This window comes from Streptomyces gilvosporeus, assembly GCF_002082195.1.
Taxonomy (GTDB): domain Bacteria; phylum Actinomycetota; class Actinomycetes; order Streptomycetales; family Streptomycetaceae; genus Streptomyces; species Streptomyces gilvosporeus.
Genome location: NZ_CP020569.1, coordinates 2,427,361 through 2,444,977, shown reverse-complemented (window position 1 = coordinate 2,444,977; position 17,617 = coordinate 2,427,361). Strand labels below are relative to the sequence as shown.

General features: G+C 73.0%; 18 protein-coding genes. 12 read left to right on the top strand and 6 right to left on the bottom strand.

Annotated features, from left to right (window positions below):
- The first annotated feature begins 8 nt into the window (after positions 1-8).
- Positions 9-857 carry an esterase/lipase family protein gene (locus B1H19_RS10700; protein ID WP_083104374.1) on the top strand — a complete coding sequence of 283 codons (849 nt, stop codon included), beginning with the start codon at positions 9-11 and terminating at the stop codon, positions 855-857.
- A 28-nt stretch (positions 858-885) separates the two neighbouring features.
- Here B1H19_RS10700 and B1H19_RS10695 read toward each other — a convergent pair whose 3' ends face one another.
- Positions 886-1,494 (bottom strand): TetR/AcrR family transcriptional regulator, encoded by a 609-nt coding sequence (locus B1H19_RS10695; RefSeq protein WP_083104373.1) that lies wholly within the window; start codon positions 1,492-1,494, stop codon positions 886-888.
- A 123-nt stretch (positions 1,495-1,617) separates the two neighbouring features.
- On the opposite strand from B1H19_RS10695, the gene B1H19_RS10690 reads away from it, so the two are divergent.
- Positions 1,618-2,100, top strand: coding sequence for a hypothetical protein (locus tag B1H19_RS10690; protein WP_083104372.1), 483 nt, complete (start codon positions 1,618-1,620; stop codon positions 2,098-2,100).
- 10 nt (positions 2,101-2,110) lie between these two features.
- Here the strand turns inward: B1H19_RS10690 and B1H19_RS10685 are convergent, their stop codons facing one another.
- Positions 2,111-3,400 (bottom strand): APC family permease, encoded by a 1,290-nt coding sequence (locus B1H19_RS10685; RefSeq protein WP_083104371.1) that lies wholly within the window; start codon positions 3,398-3,400, stop codon positions 2,111-2,113.
- Positions 3,401-3,481: 81 nt separating this feature from the next.
- On the opposite strand from B1H19_RS10685, the gene B1H19_RS10680 reads away from it, so the two are divergent.
- Positions 3,482-3,940 (top strand): Lrp/AsnC family transcriptional regulator, encoded by a 459-nt coding sequence (locus B1H19_RS10680; protein ID WP_083109540.1) that lies wholly within the window; start codon positions 3,482-3,484, stop codon positions 3,938-3,940.
- A 105-nt stretch (positions 3,941-4,045) separates the two neighbouring features.
- On the opposite strand, the gene B1H19_RS10675 is transcribed toward B1H19_RS10680, so the two are convergent.
- Positions 4,046-5,074 carry a lytic polysaccharide monooxygenase auxiliary activity family 9 protein gene (locus B1H19_RS10675; RefSeq protein WP_083104370.1) on the bottom strand — a complete coding sequence of 343 codons (1,029 nt, stop codon included), beginning with the start codon at positions 5,072-5,074 and terminating at the stop codon, positions 4,046-4,048.
- 276 nt (positions 5,075-5,350) lie between these two features.
- On the opposite strand from B1H19_RS10675, the gene B1H19_RS10670 reads away from it, so the two are divergent.
- Positions 5,351-5,965, top strand: coding sequence for a class I SAM-dependent methyltransferase (locus B1H19_RS10670; RefSeq protein WP_083104369.1), 615 nt, complete (start codon positions 5,351-5,353; stop codon positions 5,963-5,965).
- A gap of 49 nt (positions 5,966-6,014) precedes the next feature.
- On the opposite strand, the gene B1H19_RS10665 is transcribed toward B1H19_RS10670, so the two are convergent.
- Positions 6,015-6,944 (bottom strand): GNAT family N-acetyltransferase, encoded by a 930-nt coding sequence (locus tag B1H19_RS10665; RefSeq protein WP_083104368.1) that lies wholly within the window; start codon positions 6,942-6,944, stop codon positions 6,015-6,017.
- Between the two features lie 261 nt (positions 6,945-7,205).
- Here B1H19_RS10665 and asnB point away from each other — a divergent pair, with 261 nt between their 5' ends.
- From asnB to B1H19_RS10645, 4 genes are all read left to right on the top strand, one after another.
- The gene (gene asnB / locus B1H19_RS10660) at positions 7,206-9,056 is read left to right on the top strand and encodes an asparagine synthase (glutamine-hydrolyzing) (protein WP_083104367.1); all 1,851 of its coding nucleotides are present in this window, start codon (positions 7,206-7,208) and stop codon (positions 9,054-9,056) included.
- A gap of 118 nt (positions 9,057-9,174) precedes the next feature.
- The gene (locus tag B1H19_RS10655) at positions 9,175-9,564 is read left to right on the top strand and encodes a GntR family transcriptional regulator (protein WP_083104366.1); all 390 of its coding nucleotides are present in this window, start codon (positions 9,175-9,177) and stop codon (positions 9,562-9,564) included.
- A gap of 67 nt (positions 9,565-9,631) precedes the next feature.
- On the top strand, positions 9,632-10,408 hold the full coding sequence (gene ddaH / locus B1H19_RS10650) for a dimethylargininase (RefSeq protein WP_083104365.1): 777 nt from the start codon (positions 9,632-9,634) through the stop codon (positions 10,406-10,408).
- Between the two features lie 103 nt (positions 10,409-10,511).
- Positions 10,512-10,934 (top strand): hypothetical protein, encoded by a 423-nt coding sequence (locus B1H19_RS10645; protein ID WP_083104364.1) that lies wholly within the window; start codon positions 10,512-10,514, stop codon positions 10,932-10,934.
- A 27-nt stretch (positions 10,935-10,961) separates the two neighbouring features.
- On the opposite strand, the gene B1H19_RS10640 is transcribed toward B1H19_RS10645, so the two are convergent.
- Positions 10,962-12,119 (bottom strand): DUF5925 domain-containing protein, encoded by a 1,158-nt coding sequence (locus B1H19_RS10640; RefSeq protein WP_261340961.1) that lies wholly within the window; start codon positions 12,117-12,119, stop codon positions 10,962-10,964.
- Between the two features lie 232 nt (positions 12,120-12,351).
- On the opposite strand from B1H19_RS10640, the gene B1H19_RS10635 reads away from it, so the two are divergent.
- From B1H19_RS10635 to B1H19_RS10625, 3 genes are all read left to right on the top strand, one after another.
- Positions 12,352-13,059, top strand: coding sequence for a YoaK family protein (locus B1H19_RS10635; RefSeq protein WP_083104363.1), 708 nt, complete (start codon positions 12,352-12,354; stop codon positions 13,057-13,059).
- A gap of 215 nt (positions 13,060-13,274) precedes the next feature.
- Positions 13,275-14,081: an SGNH/GDSL hydrolase family protein gene (locus tag B1H19_RS10630; protein WP_083104362.1), complete on the top strand. Its 807-nt coding sequence runs from the start codon at positions 13,275-13,277 to the stop codon at positions 14,079-14,081.
- Positions 14,082-14,340: 259 nt separating this feature from the next.
- Positions 14,341-14,604, top strand: a complete 264-nt coding sequence (locus B1H19_RS10625) for a hypothetical protein (RefSeq protein ID WP_083109538.1) — start codon at positions 14,341-14,343, stop codon at positions 14,602-14,604.
- Between the two features lie 165 nt (positions 14,605-14,769).
- Here B1H19_RS10625 and B1H19_RS10620 read toward each other — a convergent pair whose 3' ends face one another.
- Complete coding sequence (locus B1H19_RS10620; protein WP_418361438.1) at positions 14,770-16,050, bottom strand: type ISP restriction/modification enzyme; 1,281 nt, start codon at positions 16,048-16,050, stop codon at positions 14,770-14,772.
- Positions 16,051-16,254: 204 nt separating this feature from the next.
- Here B1H19_RS10620 and B1H19_RS10615 point away from each other — a divergent pair, with 204 nt between their 5' ends.
- On the top strand, positions 16,255-17,616 hold the full coding sequence (locus B1H19_RS10615; RefSeq protein WP_083104361.1) for an MFS transporter: 1,362 nt from the start codon (positions 16,255-16,257) through the stop codon (positions 17,614-17,616).
- Position 17,617 lies beyond the last annotated feature (1 nt).

Here is a 17,617-nt window from a genome sequence, read left to right as displayed (position 1 = left end):
AGCATCGTATGAAGCTGCGCTGGTCACGAGCGCTGACCCTGCTCTCCTCCCTGGCCCTGGCGCTCGGCGTCACCCCGGCTTCCGCCGAGGCCCCCGCCGTCACCAGCGGCTGGAACAACTTCTCCTGCACCCCGTCCGCCGAACACCCCCGCCCGGTGGTCCTGGTCCACGGCACCCTCGGCAACTCCGTCGACAACTGGCTGGGCCTCGCGCCCTACCTGGTGGCGCGCGGCTACTGCGTCTTCTCCCTCGACTACGGCGAGCTCCCCGGCGTCCCGCTCTTCCACGGCCTGGGCCCGGTCGACGCCTCCGCCCGGCAACTGGCCGCCTACGTCGACAAGGTGCTGGCCGCCACCGGAGCGCACAAGGCCGATCTGGTCGGCCACTCCCAGGGCGGCATGATGCCGCGCGTCTACCTGAAGTCCTACGGCGGCGCGGACAAGGTGAACACCCTGGTCGGGCTGGCCCCCGACAACCACGGCACCGACCTGGACGGCCTGACCCGCCTCCTGGACCACTTCCCCGACGCCAAGAAGTACCTCGGCACGCTGACCCCCGGGCTGACCGACCAGATCGTCGGCTCCGACGTCCTCAACCGCCTCAACGCGGGCGGCGACACCGTCCCCGGCGTGCACTACACCGTCATCGCCACCGAGCACGACGAGGTCGTCACGCCCTACCGCTCGGGATTCCTCGACGGCCCCGACGTCCACAACGTCGTGCTCCAGGACCTGTGTCCGGTCGACCTGTCCGAACACGTGGCCATCGGCCTCACCGACCGCATCGCCTTCCACGAAACGGCCAACGCCCTCGACCCCGCCCACGCCACCCCGACGACCTGCGCCTCGGCGGGCTGAGCGCCCGCCCCCTGTCCAGCGCGGGGCGTCAGTCGGCCGACGTCCCGTCACCGCGCAGGCTCAGCAGCGCGTCGGTGCACCGTTCCGCCAGTTCCTCGGCATGGGCGGGCAGCGGTGCACCGGCCCGCAGGGGACGGCGGACGACGGAGAGCGGGACGTCGATGACGGCGAGGGTGACCCGTTCGGCCTCCTGGGCGTCGCGTGCCCCCAGCGCGTCGGCGAGCTTCGCGGTGGCCGCCCCCACCCGGCGGTTGCCCTCGTCGGCGCGCCGGCGGTACTCCGGCGCCCAGTCCTCCCGCCCGAAGTCCTGGGCCCCGTAGAGCAGTAGCCCCGCCTCCCGGGGGTGTGCGCGGGTCCAGGCCACGACGTGCCGGGCCGCCGCGCGGCCCGTGGCGCGCGGGTCCGGGGACGACTCCAGCGCGGCGAAATAGCCCTCCTGGAAGCGCTCCACGGTGCGCAGCCACACCTCGGCGAGCAGCGCGGAGCGTCCCGCGAAGCGGTGGTAGAGCGAGCCGCTGGGCGCGCCGGCGGCCGCCGCGACCGCGGACATGGTGACGCCCGAGGGGCCGTGTTCGGCGGCGAGTTGCACGGCGGCGTCGAGGAGGAGCGAGGTGTCGAAACGGGGTGGCCTGGCCATGTTCTAGAGGGTAGCCTCCATAATATTAGAGAGATCTCTCCAGAACGAGTCTGGAAGGTCTCTCCAGAAGGTCTCTCCAGAAGGTGTTTCCAGAAGGTCTTTCCGGAAAGGGGTCTGCCGTCCATGGGGGTCTACAACGTCCACGAGAGGGTGTTGCCGGTGCCCGCGGCCGAGGCGGGAGCGCTGATCGACGGGCTGTCCGGCGACGCCGACCGGCTGTGGCCGGGCCGCGACTGGTTCCCGATGCTGTTCGACGCCCCGCTGGGCCCGGGGGCGGCCGGCGGCCACGGCCCGGTCCGCTACAGCGTGGCGACCTATGTACCGGGCCAGTGGGTGCGCTTCGCCTTCCGCGGGCCGCGCGGCTTCCACGGTTTCCACGAGTACACCGTCCATCCGCTCGGCCCGGACCGCACCGTGCTGCGCCACACCCTCGCCATGCGCGCCCGCGGCCCGGCCCGGTTCAGCTGGCCGCTGGCCTTCCGTCCGCTGCACGACGCGTGCCTGGAGGACAGCCTGGACCGCGCCGAACGCGCCTGTACGGGCACCGTCGCCCGGCCCGCCCGCTGGAGCCCGTACGTCCGGCTGCTGCGCCGCCTCGTCGCCTGACGCGCCGCGGTCACCTCCGTACGAGCCCCCGCCGCAAGCCGAGGAACGAGAAGGAAGCCACCGCCAGGACGAGGGGAATCAGCAGCAGCCACCCCGAGAAGGCGAGCACCACCACCGTCAGCACGGAGGCCGCCGCCACGCCGTACCACAGGGGAGTACGACGCGGCAGCAGCACCAGCGCGGCGGCCAGCCCGGCCAGCGTCACGGCCGCCAGACAGGTGGCGGTGGCCTCCATCAGGAGGCGCAGATCGGCGCCGCGCCACTGGGCCGCCACGGCCAGTGCGACGGCGGCCGTGCCCAGCACCGCGAGCGAGCGGCGCGGCACCTCGCCCGGTTCGCCGCCCTTGGCCATCCAGCGGGGCGCCGCCCCGTCCCGGCCGAGGGCGGCGCCCAGCCGGGAGGCGCCCGCCAGATAGGAGTTGACCGCCCCGAAGGTCAGGAACAGCGCCGCCGCGGCGGCGACGGGGCGGGCGGCTACGCCCACGCTCTGCGCGAGCAGCGCGGTCAGCGGGGTGTCGGTGTCTGCCGCCGCCGGACCCAGCGCGCCGATCGTGGCGACGGCCAGGCCCAGATAGAGCACGGTGATCACGGCGAGCGCATTACGGGTCACCCGCGGCAGGTCCCGCCCCGGGTCGGCGAATTCCCCCGACAGATGGCTCGCCGCCTCCCAGCCCGCGAACGCGAAGAACAGCACCGACGCCGCCGACCCCACCGACGTCCAGCCGCCGGGCAGGAACGGGGTGAAATGCGCGGCGGTGATCCGCGGGGCCGCGGCCAGCACCGCGCACAGCAGCACCGCCGCCAACAGACCGCCCATCATCAGCTGCACCCGCCCCGACATCCGCAGCCCGACCGCATTGGACACCAGCGCCCCGGCCAGCACCAGCCCGCCGACCGCCGCCGCGCCCGCCTCGCCCCAACCGACCGCATCGGCCACGTACTTCCCGCCGATCCAGGCCGCCGCGACCACGCCGATGGGCACCGCCCCGTAGAACCACCACCCCACGACGGCCGCCGCCCGCGGCCCGATCGCCCGGTGGACGAAGGTGGCCACGCCCCCGCCGTCGGGGAACCGTACGCCGAGCGCCGCGAACGAGGCGGCCACCGGTACGCACATGGCCAGCAGGACGACCCAGGCCAGGATCGAGGCGGGCCCGGCCGCGGCGGCGGCCAGGGACGGCAGGGTCAGCACACCGGGGCCGAGCACGGCACCGGCGCACAGCGCGGTACCGCCGCCGACGCCCAGCCGCCGTACATCCGGCCGTGCGGAAGCGGAAAGTGTGGTCTCTTGTACGGTCACGATCGCAGAACGTAACCGAAAGATTGATCATTCTTCCCGGTAGCCGAACGAAATTCGGCGGCGGACCGCATCATGGATGCCATGGACGACATTGATTCGGCGATTGTCCGGGAACTCCAGCGCGATGCACGGCAGACCAACCGCGAACTCGCCCGCAGGCTCGGCATCGCCCCCTCCACCTGCCTGGAACGGGTCCGCGCGCTCCGCGCCCGCGGGGTGATCACCGGCTACCGCGCGACGGTGGACCTGCGCGCCCTCAACCGCCCCGTGCAGGCCCTGCTCACCATCCGGATCCGCCCGTTGAACCGCGAGGTCATCGAGCGCTTCAAGGCGTTCCTGGTCTCGCTGCCCGAGGTGCTCAACATCTATGTCGTGGCGGGCGGCGACGACTTCCTGGTCCATGTCGCCGTACCGGACCTCGACCGGCTGCACACGATGCTGATGGACAGCGTCTTCAAACGCCGGGAGGTCGTCGACTGCCGCAGTTCGGTGATCTACCAGCACGTCGCCAATGACGTCATCGGGCCGCTGACGGTGTGACGCCGCCCCCTCCGGGGCGGGGAGGGGACGGCGTCACGGTCGCCGGGGCCGTCGCAGGTGGCCCCGGCGGGCCTGGGTGCCGGCCGGAGCCGGCGTCGTACGGGGTTAGCGGCGCGCTCCCTTGCGGCGGGCGGTGGCGAACAGGACCCCGGCGCCCGCGGCCAGGACGGCGGCGCCGCCGATCGCGAGCGGGGCGGTCGAGCCGTCACCGCCGGTCTCGGCCAGGTGCTTGCCGCCGGCCGGCTGGACCGCGGCGTCCGGGTGCGCGCCACCGGCCGACTCGTCGTGCGCCGTGGCGGAGCGGTCCGCGGCGGAGCCGTGCGCGGTGCCGGTCCCCTGGCCGCCGTGGCCCATGTCCATGTGCTTCATCGACGACTTGTCCGCGCCCGCCGCGATCTGACGGTCCGTCGGCGCGGAAGCGGTCGGCGCAGGGGTCGCACCGGGGCCCGCGGACCCGCCGTTGTCCTTCCCGAACACCACATCGGAGCAGGTGTAGAACGCCTCCGGGCTGTCCGACCGCTGCCAGATGCTGTAGATCAGTTGCCGCCCGGTGCGCTGCGGCACCTTCCCGGCGAAGACGTACTCCCCGTTCGTCAGCTTCGGGTCGGTCACCTTCACGAACGGCTTGGCCTCCAGGTCCGACCACTTCAGCGGTTTGGTCGGGTCGTAGCCGGCCTTGGTGAGGTACAGCTCGAAGCTTCCCTTGTGCGGGGCGGTCGCCTTGTAGTGGAAGGTGTGCGTGCCCGCCTTCATCGCGGTCGACGGCCAGTCGCCGCGCGCCAGGTCCAGCCCCTTGTACTCGGGGTTGTTGGCGCTGCACAGCTTCCCGTCCGGGATCTTCGTCTTCGACTGGCCCGCGGCGTTGCCGTCCCGCACCGCGTTCCAGTCGTAGAGCGCCTGCGCACCGCCGGCCTGCACGGCCGCCTTGCACGCCGCGGACTTGGGGCTCTCGGGCCCTTCCGCGTAGCACGCGAAGACCCGGCTGACGGGGTCCGACATCGAACCGTGCGCCGCGGCCGGCCCCGCGGCCACGACGGTGAGCGCGAGCGGCGCAACGCCCGCCAGGGCGATCCGGGCGGCCCTGCGGCCTGCTGTGCGACCGGTCTTGCGGCTGTCCTGACGACGAGCGGTCATCGTGGGGGTCTCCTTCATCGGATGCGTCGGACGAGGCGGGCGGCAAGACGGGCCGTGGGGGGTCGGGACGCATGCCCGGTGCCGCCCCCCGATGAACGGCGCCGGTGGCACGAACCCCGCCTTGCGAGAAGCACGCTAGCCGCGCTGAACAGGGGATTTGAGCGCCGAGGGCCGATCCTGGAGATCCTTATGGTCGCTTTAAGGAAGGGCTAAGCGGGGGCACAGGCAGGAGCGCCCAAAGCGGGCATTGTCAGTGGTCGATGGCACCCTCGAGACATGACTGACAACGATCTGCCCACTGCCGACGCCGCCTACTGGGAAGCCGCCGCCGAGCGCTTCGACGACGAGCCCGATCACGGACTGCGGGATCCCGCCGTGCGGGCGGCCTGGGCCGGGCGGATGCGGTCCTGGCTGCCGGGCGGGCCCGCTCGGATACTCGACCTCGGGTGCGGTACGGGGAGCCTGGCGCTGCTGGCCGTCGAGCAGGGGCATCGGGTCACCGGCGTCGACCGCTCGGCCGGAATGGTCGCGCGGGCGCGGGCCAAGCTCGCGGGGCGGGACGCCCGGTTCCTGGTCGGGGACGCCGCCGAACCGCCCGTGGGGGAGGGGCGGTTCGACGTGGTGCTGGTGCGGCATGTGCTGTGGGCGCTGCCCGATCCGGCGGCCGTGCTCCGGCGCTGGGCCGGGCTGCTGGTGCCCGGCGGGCGGCTGGTGCTGGTCGAGGGACGGTGGGGCGAGGCGGAGCCCATGGGCATACCGGCCGCCGAACTGACCGGTCTCGTCGCCCCGTTGGCGGCCCGTACCGAGCTGGAGTCGCTCTCCGGCGATTCCGCCCTGTGGGGCAAGGAGGTCAACGATGAGCGCTACGTGCTGATCGCCCACACGCCGTGATGCGCGCCCCGTGACGCATGCCCCCTGACACACATCCGGCGGCTCACGTTCACCCCTGTCCCAGCTCCCGGACGCACCTCCACTCCCCGAGGAACGGCCGGTAGCCGAAGGAGCGGTTGATGGCGAGCATCGGGGCGTTGGTGGCGTCGTTGCCCGTGAAGGCCACGGTGCAGCCGGCGTCCCGGGCGCGGTGGAGGGAGTGTGCCTTGGCCAGCCGGGCCAGGCCGCGGCCGCGGAAGGCGGGGCTGGTGCCGGTGCCGACCGACGAGTAGCGGCCGAGGTTGTCGCTGGCGGCCCAGCTGTAGGCGGCGACGGTGTCGTCGACGGTCACCACGCAGGTGAGGTCGAGGTCGATATCGGGGTGTTCCCAGGTGGTGCGCAGCCAGCTGTCGTAGGTGAGGGCGTCGGTGGGGACGTCGCCGGGCTCGTCGGCGATGGTCTCGGCGTCGGCGGCGAAGAGGGGGTGCGGGTCGGCGCCGAAGTCGGCGGCGGTCAGGAGGCGGACGCCGGGCGGGAGCGGGGCGGGCGGCGTCGGCAGATCGGCGGTGGTGAGGTCGAGGCGGAGGCAGTGGGCGGGGCGGGTGCGGCGGTAGCCGTGGCGTTCGGCGAAGGCCAGGGGGCCGGGTTCATCGAGCGCCCAGGCGAAGACGTGGGTGGCGCCGACCGCCGTCAGATGCTCCTCGGCCGCGGTCAGCAGGGCGGCGCCGACGCCCCGCCGCCGGTGGTCCGGGTGCACCTTCGGGGTGGCCGCGCCCTGGCCCGGGGTGCTGCTCTCGCACAGCAGCCTGCTGCTGACGGAGCCGACGATCCGGCCGTCCAGCTCGGCGACGAACATCCGCAGGTGCTCGTCCGGGAGCGAGTCGGCCGCCTGCCAGGCGATGCCCTGCGGGGTGAAGATCATGAACGGCAGCGCGGCACGCTGCAACTCCGCCACGGCCTTGGCGTCGGCGGGGCGGAAATCGCGTACGAGAACGGTCATGAGCGCGGACGGTACGCCGCCCCCGGCCGCTTTGCCTCTCCTTTTCCGGTGGGCGGCGGGCCGTTGGCCGTCCCTTTTCCGTAGTGTGGCAGGAGTGTGGCTCATTCCGGACGGTATGGGAGGCTAATAGGTGGCCGTTGCATCTATCTGGGCGTACGGTGACTTCCCTTGGCTCTCAACACCGTTCGAGCGGGGGCGACCCCCATGCCGCCGTCGGGACGCGACGGCCCGCCGCACCACCATGGAGAGGAGCCGCGAACCATGTGCGGAATCACCGGATGGATCTCCTACGACAACGACCTGACGGGGCGCCGGGCGACCCTGGAGGCGATGACCGCGACGATGGCCCGCCGCGGGCCGGACGCCGCGGGAATCTGGCTCGACACCCACGCCGCGCTCGGCCACCGCCGCCTCGCCGTCATCGACATCGAGGGGGGCACCCAGCCCATGGCCGTCGAGCGCGACGGCCGCACCCTGGTCGTGACGACCTACAGCGGTGAGGTCTACAACTACCGCGAACTGCGCGAGGAATTGATCCGGCTCGGCCACACCTTCCGTACCAGCAGCGACACCGAGGTCGTGCTGCACGCCTACCTCCAGTGGGGCGAGGGCTTCGCCGAGCGCCTCAACGGCATGTACGCCTTCGCGCTCTGGGATGCGCGCACCGAACAACTCCTGCTGATACGCGACCGGATGGGCGTCAAGCCGCTCTACTACTACCCGACCTCCGACGGCATCCTCTTCGGCTCCGAACCCAAGGCGATCCTCGCCCACCCCTCCGTACGGCCCGCCGTCGACGCCGAGGGCCTCGCCGAACTGATCACCTTCACCAAGACCCCCGGCCACGCCGTCTACAAGGGCATGTACGAGGTACGCCCCGGCCACCTCGTCCGGGTGGGCCGCGGCGGCCTGACCATCAAGCGCTACTGGGCGCTCACCGCCCGCGAGCACACCGACGACCGCGACACCACCGTTGCGCGGATCCGCGCCCTGCTCGACGACATCGTCGCCCGCCAGCTGATCGCCGACGTACCGCTGTGCACCCTGCTCTCCGGCGGCCTGGACTCGTCCGCGATCACCGCGCTCTCCGCCAAGGCGCTGGCGGCAGAGGGCAGCGGCCCGGTCCGCTCCTTCGCCGTCGATTTCACCGGCTACACCGAGAACTTCACCCCCGACACCCTGCGCGGCACCCCCGACGGGCCGTACGCCCACGCCCTGGCCGAACACGTCCGCTCCGACCACCGCGACATCGTCCTGGACACCGCCGACCTGATGGACCCCGCCCACCGCGCCGCCGTCCTCGCCGCCCGCGATCTGCCCAACGGCTTCGGCGACGGCGACACCTCCCTCTATCTGCTGTTCAAGGCCGTCCGGGAACAGTCGACCGTCGCCCTCTCCGGCGAGTCCGCGGACGAGGTCTTCGGCGGCTACCGTTGGTTCCACGACCCCGAGGCCGTCCACGCCGACACCTTCCCGTGGATCGCCGCGGGCATCTCCGGGCGCTTCGCCGGCGGCAACGCCACCCGTCAGGCGCTGCTCGACCGCGCCCTGCTCGACAAGCTGGATCTGCGCGGCTACCAGGCCCGCCGCTACCGCGAGGCGCTCGCCGAAGTCCCGTACCTGGACGGCGACACCGGACTCCAGCGCCGGATGCGCGAGGTCAGCTACCTCCATCTGACCCGCTTCGTCCAGATCCTCCTCGACCGCAAGGACCGCGCCAGCATGGCCGTCGGCCTGGAGGTCCGCGTCCCGTTCTGCGACCACCGCCTGGTCGACTATGTCTTCAACACCCCCTGGTCCCTGAAGACCTTCGACGGCCGTGAGAAGTCGCTGCTGCGCGCGGCCACCCGCGACGTCCTGCCCGACCTGGTCGCCGACCGCGTCAAGAGCCCCTACCCCAGCACCCAGGACCCGCACTACAACGAGGCGCTGCGCGACCGGCTCAGGGACCTGACCGCCGACCGCACCGCCCCCGTACGGCCGCTGCTGGACGCCGGCGCCACCGCCGAGGCCACCGCCGACGGCGCCGACAACGACATCCGGCCCGGCGCCGAACTGGTCCTCGGCATCGACGCCTGGCTCCGCACGACCGGCACCACCCTGGAGCTGTAGGCCCGCCCGTCACGCCCCCGTCACCACCCCAAAGGGCTACCGCCGGAAAACCGGCGCGGTGGCCGCTCCTGGCGCACAATGGGTGCCCCGCACCGACGTCCGTACCAGGAGCGCCACCGTGTCCCCGCAGACCCTCACGATCACCATCGATCCGGACGCGGCCGACGCGCCATTCGAGCAGGTACGCACCCAGATCGCCGACCGTGCCAGGGACGGCCGGCTGCCCGTCGGCTACAAGCTCCCCACCGTCCGCGGCCTCGCCGAAGAGCTGGGCCTGGCCGCCAACACCGTCGCCAAGGCCTACCGCGCCCTGGAGAGCGACGGGGTGATCGAGACCCGCGGCCGCAACGGCAGCTTCGTCGCGGCGGCCGGCGAGGCCGCCGACAAGGAGGTCGCCGCGGCCGCCGAGATCTACGCCCGGCGCGCCCGGCGCCTCGGCCTGGACCACGGCACCGCACTCGCCGCGGTCCGCGAGGCGCTGCGGGCGGCCTACGACACGGACGCCTGACCCGCACCGCCCCGTTCCCTCCCCCCACCTCTCCCTGCCCCCCTCCCGACCCGAAGGAAAGCGCATCGTGCCCAGCCTCCAGGCCCTCGTCCGCCGCCCCGGCCCCCGAATAGCCGAGGGTCTGGTCACCCATGTCGAACGCCGCCCGGTGGACCCCGCGCTCGCCCTGGACCAGTGGGAACGCTATGTCCGTACGCTCCAGGACCACGGCTGGCACACCACCGAGGTCGCGCCCGCCGACGACTGCCCGGACGCGGTGTTCATCGAGGACACCATGGTCGTCTTCCGCAATGTGGCGCTGATCGCCCGGCCGGGCGCGGAGGTGCGCCGGGCCGAGACACCCGCCGCCCGCCGCGCCGCCGAGGCGCTGGGCTGCTCGCTCAACGAGGTCCGCGCGCCCGGCACGCTCGACGGCGGCGACATCCTCAAGATCGGCGACACCGTGTACGTCGGCCGCGGCGGCCGCACCAACGCCGAGGGGGTACGCCAACTCCGCGCCGCCTTCGAACCGTTGGGCGCCCGCGTCGTCGCCGTACCGATCAGCCGGGTGCTGCATCTGAAGTCCGCGGTCACCGCCCTGCCGGACGGCACCGTCATCGGCCACCCCGCCCTGGTCGAGGACCCCGCCCTCTTCCCCGCCTTCCGTCCCGTCCCCGAGGAGTCCGGTGCGCATGTCGTCCTCCTGGGCGGCGACGCCCTCCTGATGGCCTCCTCCGCGCCGCGCACCGCGGAACTCTTCGCCGGCCTCGGCTACCGGCCGGTCCTGGTGGACATCGGCGAATTCGAGAAGCTGGAGGGCTGCGTCACCTGCCTGTCGGTACGGCTGCGCGCTCTTACCGCATAACGCGCTGATCGCATGCAACCCCTGCATACTGGGGCGCATCGGGCGTGATCGCCCCGCTGTGCCGGGTGGGCCCGGACGGCGGTGTCCCGGGAGGTGCAGGGTGATGGCGCGGCTGGAGCTGACGGCGGATGTGCTGGTGGTTCGTCTGGCCTGGTGGGAGAAGGCGGTGACCCGGCGCGGATCCCTGCGCGTGCCCCTGGGGGCCGTCGCGGAGGTGTCGGTCCAGGACGACTGGTGGCGCGCCGTGCGGGGCACCGTGGTGCGGGGGCTCAAGGTGCCCGGCGCCCTCTGCCTGGGGGAGTGGCGCCACGGCGACAGCCGGGACTTCCTGGCCGTCGCCCCGCGGCGCGGCCCCGTCGTCCGGATCGAGTTGCGCCCGCCCGCCCCGTTCAGCCGGATCGCCGTCACCGTGCCGCAGGCGTCGCAGGTGTGGCGCGAGGCGGCGTCGCGGACGGGGGCGTCGCGGTCGGGCGACGCGTCCGGTGTGCGCCCGCTGTCGGCCCCCGGCCCCTCAAGTCGGCCGTAGCAGTGGCGACTTAGCGGATGCCGCCCCTCACAGATACAGTCCTGCCTCCCCTCCCTGGTCCTGGGCCGGGACCGACGCCGGGCGGGTCCCGCGGCGCAGGGCGTACAGCTCGGCCAGGGAGGCGCCGTCGCGGCCGATGCCCTCCTCCGTGCCGAGCCAGCCGGCCGCTTCCCGGCGGGTCAGCGGGCCGACCTCGATGCGGGCCAGGCAGCGGCCGGGGCGCACCACCGCGGGATGCATCCGTTCGAGGTCCTCGTTGGTGGTGACGCCGACCAGGACGTTGCGGCCCTGGCCGAGCAGCCCGTCGGTGAGGTTGAGCAGCCGGGACAGCGCCTGGCCCGCGGTGTGCTTGGCCTCGCCGCGGATCAGCTCGTCGCAGTCCTCCAGGAGCAGCAGCCGCCAGCGGCCCTTGCCGGCGCCGTCGTCCTCGCCGATGGCGATGTCCATGAGATAGCCGACGTCGTTGAAGAGCCGTTCGGGGTCCAGTACGCAGTCCACCTGGCACCAGTCGCGCCAGGAGCGGGCCAGCGTGCGCAGGGCGGAGGTCTTGCCGGTGCCGGGCGGGCCGTGCAGCAGCAGGAGGCGGCCGGCGATCTCCTCGGGGGCGACCTTCATCAGCGCATCCATCGCCTCGGCCACCGGCGCGGTGTAGTTGCGGCGGATCTCCGCCCAGGTGCCGGCCGTGATCTGCCGGGAGGTGCGGTACGGACCGCGGCGCGGCGAGAAGTACCAGAAGCCCATCGCGACATCGTCCGGCTGCGGCTCCGGCTCGGCCTCCGCACCGTCCGCCGACTGCCCCAGCACCTTCTCGGCCAGTTCGTCGGTGACGGCGGTGACCGTCACATCGGCGCCGCGGTTCCAGCGGGAGACCAGCAGGGTGTAGCCGTCGCCCTCGGCCAGGGTGGCACTGCGGTCCTCGTCGCGTGCGGCCCGCAGCACCCGGGCCCCCGGCGGCAGCAGCGTCAGCCCGGACTTCACCCGGTCGACCGAGCGGCTGCGGGCGTACGGCTGCTCGCCGTTGGCGAACCGCCCCAGGAACAGCGCATCGACGACATCGGCGGGCGCATCGCTGTCGTCCATGGTCAGCCGGATCGGCAGCGCCGCCCCGGCGGCGGACGGCGGCACGGCGGCGGGTGGCTCGGCGGACGGCGGCACGACGGGCGGCTGCACGTGATCGGCACACATGCCGCCATGATCCGGCAGAGGACCCCGCCGCGTATACGGAATAACCCGGCTCTGCGGAGACGGACGAATCCGCCCACGCGGCCCCGGCGCCGGATGCCGGGCCTCGATGTCGTGCGGCGCCCGCCGGACCGTCGGGACGAGGGCCGCCCACAGACGGCGCAATGGCCGGACGGCGGTCGCGGGCCCGCGGACACTGGTGCCGGCGTGACCGCCGCTGGAAGGGAGCCGCCGCGTGGAGCCGCCGAGCGGACCCCCCCTGACGGTGGTCATGGTGTGCCTGACCGTGGCCACCGGTGTGCTCGATGCCGTCAGCTTTCTGGCCCTCGGTCATGTCTTCACCGCCACCCAGACCGGCAATCTGCTCTTCCTCGGCTTCGGGATCGCCGGGCAGGGCGGGCTCCCGGTGGTGCTCACCGCCGTCTCGCTCGGCTCCTTCACGCTGGGCGCGGTGCTCGGCGCCCGAATGGAGTCCACGCTGGCCGACCACCGGCAACGCTGGTTCCCGGCGGCGCTGCTGGCGGAGGCCGGACTGGTGGCCGCCGCGGCGGTGACCGGTTGGGAGGCCGGCCCGGCCTGGGGGCCGGCGCTCGTCCGGCGCTGCACGGTCATCGGCCTGATGGCGGTGGCGATGGGCGTCCGCAACGTCACCGCCATACGGGTCGGCGCTCCCGACCTCACCACCACCGTGGCGACTCGGGCGCTGACCGCCCTGGTCAGCGGCTCCCCGCTCGGCGGCGACAGACGGCTGGGCTACGGCACCCACGCCGTACCCCGCCGGCTGGCCTCGGTGGCCTCGATGTTCCTGGGCGCGCTGCTGGGCGCCTGGCTGATCGGTCTGGGCACCCGCCCGCACCTGGTCCTGCTGCTCGTCGCCGTACTGGTCGCGGCCACCGCGCTCCTCGTACCGGGACTCACCCACCGTCAGAACAACAGGGACTGAGGGCCGATGGGAACCGCGGCCCGGCAAGGACAACGCAAGTGAGGACATCGCAGTGAGGACATCGCAGTGAAGATATCGCGGTGAAGATCCGGACACATCGGTGGATGTCCCGTGAAGGCTGGACGACACGGGAGTGATTCTTGGCATGGACACTTCCGGTGCTCCGGGGGTCCTGCTACCACGAGTAAGGCAGAGATCCTGCTATGGGAGGTTTCATGAGACTGTCCCGTGCGGCGGCCCTGGGGGCCGCCTTCCTTGTCACCACGGCGCTCACGCTCACCGGCGGGAGCGCCGCCGCATCCGACCAACTCTCCGGCGCCACCGGCTATGTGGCCCTCGGTGACTCCTACTCCTCGGGTGTCGGAGCCGGCAGCTACGACAGCAGCAGCGGCTCCTGCAAGCGCAGCACCAGGGCCTACCCGGCCCTCTGGGCGGCCGCCCACAGCCCCTCGTCCTTCGCCTTCACCGCCTGCTCCGGAGCCCGAACGGGTGATGTCGTCAGCGGCCAGCTCGGCCCGCTGAACAGCTCCACCGGACTGGTCAGCATCACCATCGGCGGCAACGACGCCGGTTTCGCCGACACCATGACGACCTGTGCGCTCCAGGGCGAGAGCGCCTGCCTGGCCCGCATCGCCCAGGCGCGCCAGTACATCGACAACACCCTGCCCGGCAAGCTCGACACCGTGTACAACGCCATCGGTGCCAAGGCCCCGTCCGCCCGTGTGGTGGTCCTGGGCTATCCGCACTTCTACAAGCTTGCCGGGGTCTGCGTCGCCGGTCTCACCGAGAAGTCCCGGGCCGCCATAGACGCCGCGGCCGACGACATCAACGGCGTCATGGCCAAGCGTGCCGCCGACCACGGCTTCGCCTTCGCCGACGTCAACTCCACCTTTTCCGGCCATGAACTGTGCTCCGGCAGCCCCTGGCTGCACAGCGTGACCTACCCGGTCGACGAGTCCTACCACCCCACCGCCGCCGGTCAGTCGAACGGCTATCTCCCGGTCCTCGCCTCCGCTGCGTGACCGTCCGTACACACGACGCCGGGGAGGAACCGCCCTCCCGGAACCTCCTCGTGCGTCCCGTCGCCCCGTCAGATGGCCCCGAGCGGCCCGACGGTCAGTCAACTCGCCCTGCTGAGCGTCCTGTAGGCGTCATTACGTATGGTGTTCGGCAACGTCAAGAGAGGCAGGTGAATCCGTTGACCGGTCTGCACGCGTGTCCTCCAAGGGAGATAGGGTTACCCTGCCCGTGCCGGGTGCCCTCGTCAGGGTGGGGAGAGTCATGGAACAGATAACAGTGCGAAGCAGGGCGAGAGTCCCTGCCATCAGTTGCGGAAGCGGCGCGTCCAGCGCGCGTCTGGACCGCCATCTCGCGGTGCTCGGCGGACCCGCCATACCGCAGCGGGAGACGGAAGGTGCGACGTTGCTGATGCGCGAGCTCACCACCCGTGACCACTCCCGCACGAGGAAGAGCCGCGGAGCCAGGGTGTCGCTGTTCGCTCCGCTGCGCAGGCTTCGGCGTTCGCTGTTCGGCGGCCACGGCTGACCTGACGCGAGACCTCGCGCGACCACACCGTCCCGGCACCGCGTTGCCGCGCAGCGCGTCGGTGTGCTCGCCGAGGCACGCACCACCCGGCTCGGCCTTCACCACCCGTTCTTGTGACGGGTGGTTTTTTCGTTGACCCCTTCCGGGGGTTGTTGCGCGTGCCGCTCAGCACAGCGCGAACTGGCCCTCCGGCCCCTCTTCCTGATGGTCGAGCACGGAGGCCGGGCGGCGCGCGGCGGCCGGGACGGGAAGCACGCCCGCCTCGCGCAGGTCCTCCGCGGTCAGCTGCGGGCCGTCCGCCGTACGGGCCGCCAACCCGGCGAGCTGCGGGGTCAGTTCGGCCAGCAGCGCCAGCACGGTGATCAGTTCCAGCAGCTCCGAGGTCCACTCCTGCGGCCAGGCGGGGGTGCGCAGCGCCGCCAGCGCGCCCTGCGCGGGGTCCGCGGCGGCCGTCCGTTCCTCGAACCAGGACTCCAGCACCCGTGCCCCGCCCGCGTGGAAGTCCCAGGCGCCCGGCGGCACCGGCGAGATCCGGCCGTCGCCGAGCAGCAGGGCCTCCTCGCCGTCGTCGTAGGCGAGGGAAGCCGGCAGGCCGCGGGTGGGCAGCGCGGAGCGGACGTAGGGGCGGCGGCCGCCCGGCATCCGGGGCCGTTCGCCGGCGCCCGCCCCGTGCGGATGGGCCCCGTAGGTGTGCAGCCACAGCAGGCGCTCGCCGAGCGCGACGCCGGTGTCCCAGACGTCCGCATCCGCGGTGAGGGGGACTTCGGTGCCGTCGGGGGAGTGGCGGGCGCTCGCGGCGATCCAGGCCAGCAGGCCCGTGGGGCCCACCGGGCGGTCCAGGCGGCGGGCGAGGAGGCCGAGCAGGCCGGGCGCGACATTGGGTTCGGCGCCGCCGGGGCGGCGGTGCAGGGGGTGGATCCGGCCCGGACGGCCCGCCGGGGAGCGCCCGTCCGGCAGGAGGGCGGAGCACACCACGGCGGGCCCCGGCGTCTGCGGCACCGGCCCCAGCTCCACCGCGAACAGCTGCCGGGCGTCCGCCACCCGCCACAGCTCCGGCCGCGCCCCGTCGATCAGCCGGTGGTCGGGCAGCAGCCACTGCCGGTCGAAGGGGCCGTGCAGGATCCGTACGGGCTCGGGGCAGGGGCCGCTCGCGCGGGCCAGCCGGCCGGTGGGCGTGGCCTGGCCCGGCAGCTGGGCCACGGCCGAATGCAGGGTCCGCGACCGCGACGGGCGGAACAGCCGCTCGCGGGCGGCCGCGTCCTCGGCGGTCACCAGCGCGTTCCACCGGGCGCGCAGCACGGCCGGATCCGGCCCCCGTACCCAGGAGCGGCCCAGCCGGAGCGGCGGCACCGACCACGGCATCAGATCGGCCAGCCGTGGCGCGGCGGGCCGGGGCGCGGCCGCCCGCGGTGCGTCCTTCCCTGGCGCGTCCTGCTTCGCCGTCACGCGGAGCCCCTCCCGGACCGTTCGGCTGACCCCGGCATGGTAGCGACGGGCGCGAGCGCCCCGACGGCGTGCCCGTCCCGCGCCCGGTGCGCCCTTCCGCCAACTGATCTTGGACGGTACGGTCCCGCCATCGGACAGGCCCTACGCCCGACCGGGTCGCGCGAGGGCCGTACGCAGGGGAGACCGTATGCAGGGGAGGACGGTATGACCGACACCGCCGTGGCGGGAGTCCGGGCCGCGGCGCGGCTGGACCGGCTGCCGCCGTCCCGCTGGCACCGCCGGCTCACCCTCACCGTCGGGATCGGCGCCTTCTTCGACCTCTACGAGATCTTCCTGGGCGGGGTGCTGGCCGCGGTCCTCGCCGCACAGTGGCACCTGGGGGACGTCGCCAAGTCCGCGGTGATCGCCGCCGGGTTCCTGGGCATGTTCGTCGGCGCCAACGTCCTGTCGGTACTGGCCGACCGGTTCGGGCGGCGCCGGATGTTCCTGGTCAATCTGGGCGGCTATGCGGCCTGTTCGCTGGCCTGTGCGCTCGCCCCCGACCTGCGGGCGCTGCTCGTGCTGCGGTTCCTGAGCGGGCTCGGCCTCGGCGCCGAACTCGTCCTCGTCGACACCTACCTCGCCGAGTTCCTGCCCCGGGCGGTGCGCGGCCGCTATATCGCCCTGGCGTACACCTTCGGCTTCACCGGGGTGCCGGTCGCCGCGCTGCTGGGCGCGCGGCTGGTGGCCGGGCACCAGCTGCTGGGCGTCGACGGCTGGCGCTGGCTGCTGGTCGCGGGCGCGCTGGGCGCCGCCTTCATCCAGCTCATGCGGCGCCAACTGCCCGAATCGCCACGGTGGTTGACGGTCCATGGCCGCGAGGAGGAGGCCGCCCGGATCGTGCGCGGGATCGAGGAACGGGTGGCCCACGAGACCGGCCGGACGCTCCCGTCCGTACCGGAGGCCGAGACCGTCCCCGAGCGCCGGGTGCCGCTGGGCGAGATGTTCCGCGGCGACTTCCGGCGGCGCACCGTGATGTGGTGGCTCTTCCAGGTGCTCCAGACCGTCGGCTACTACGGCTTCGGGTCGCTGGCGCCGGTGGTGCTGACGGCGAAGGGCCACACCGTCACCGAGTCGCTGCTGTACGCGGCCCTGAGCTACTGCGGCTATCCGATCGGCTCCGCGTTGTCCGTCCCGATCGTCGACCGGATCGAGCGCCGTACGCTGATCATCGCCGCCGCGCTCGGCATCGCCGTCTGCGGTCTCGCCTTCGGCTTCGCCGACGCCGCCTGGGCGATCGTCACCTTCGGCTTCCTGCTGACGGTGTGCAGCAACGTCTTCTCCAACGCCTTCCACGTCTACCAGACCGAAATCTTCCCCACCGGCCTGCGCAGCAGCGCCATCGGCATCGCCTACTCACTGTCCCGGCTGACGTCCGTGGTGCTGCCGTTCGTGGCGCTGACGCTGCTGGACCGGCTGGGCCCGGCCGTGGTGTTCACCGGGTCGGCGGTGCTGATGGTGCTGCTGTGCCTGGATGTGGCGCTGCTGGGGCCGCGCACCACGGGACGGAGCCTGGAGCGCATCTGAG

Bases quoted from the DNA above. Each gene is read 5' to 3' on its own strand.
- asnB (WP_083104367.1), top strand. From the start codon at position 7,206: ATGTGCGGAATCACCGGATGGATCTCCTACGACAACGACCTGACGGGG.
- B1H19_RS10615 (WP_083104361.1), top strand. From the start codon at position 16,255: ATGACCGACACCGCCGTGGCGGGAGTCCGGGCCGCGGCGCGGCTGGAC.
- B1H19_RS10680 (WP_083109540.1), top strand. From the start codon at position 3,482: ATGGACGACATTGATTCGGCGATTGTCCGGGAACTCCAGCGCGATGCA.
- B1H19_RS10630 (WP_083104362.1), top strand. From the start codon at position 13,275: ATGAGACTGTCCCGTGCGGCGGCCCTGGGGGCCGCCTTCCTTGTCACC.
- B1H19_RS10700 (WP_083104374.1), top strand. From the start codon at position 9: ATGAAGCTGCGCTGGTCACGAGCGCTGACCCTGCTCTCCTCCCTGGCC.
- B1H19_RS10640 (WP_261340961.1), bottom strand. From the start codon at position 12,119: ATGTGTGCCGATCACGTGCAGCCGCCCGTCGTGCCGCCGTCCGCCGAG.
- B1H19_RS10695 (WP_083104373.1), bottom strand. From the start codon at position 1,494: ATGGCCAGGCCACCCCGTTTCGACACCTCGCTCCTCCTCGACGCCGCC.
- B1H19_RS10690 (WP_083104372.1), top strand. From the start codon at position 1,618: ATGGGGGTCTACAACGTCCACGAGAGGGTGTTGCCGGTGCCCGCGGCC.
- B1H19_RS10625 (WP_083109538.1), top strand. From the start codon at position 14,341: ATGGAACAGATAACAGTGCGAAGCAGGGCGAGAGTCCCTGCCATCAGT.
- B1H19_RS10670 (WP_083104369.1), top strand. From the start codon at position 5,351: ATGACTGACAACGATCTGCCCACTGCCGACGCCGCCTACTGGGAAGCC.
- B1H19_RS10665 (WP_083104368.1), bottom strand. From the start codon at position 6,944: ATGACCGTTCTCGTACGCGATTTCCGCCCCGCCGACGCCAAGGCCGTG.
- B1H19_RS10645 (WP_083104364.1), top strand. From the start codon at position 10,512: ATGGCGCGGCTGGAGCTGACGGCGGATGTGCTGGTGGTTCGTCTGGCC.
- B1H19_RS10675 (WP_083104370.1), bottom strand. From the start codon at position 5,074: ATGACCGCTCGTCGTCAGGACAGCCGCAAGACCGGTCGCACAGCAGGC.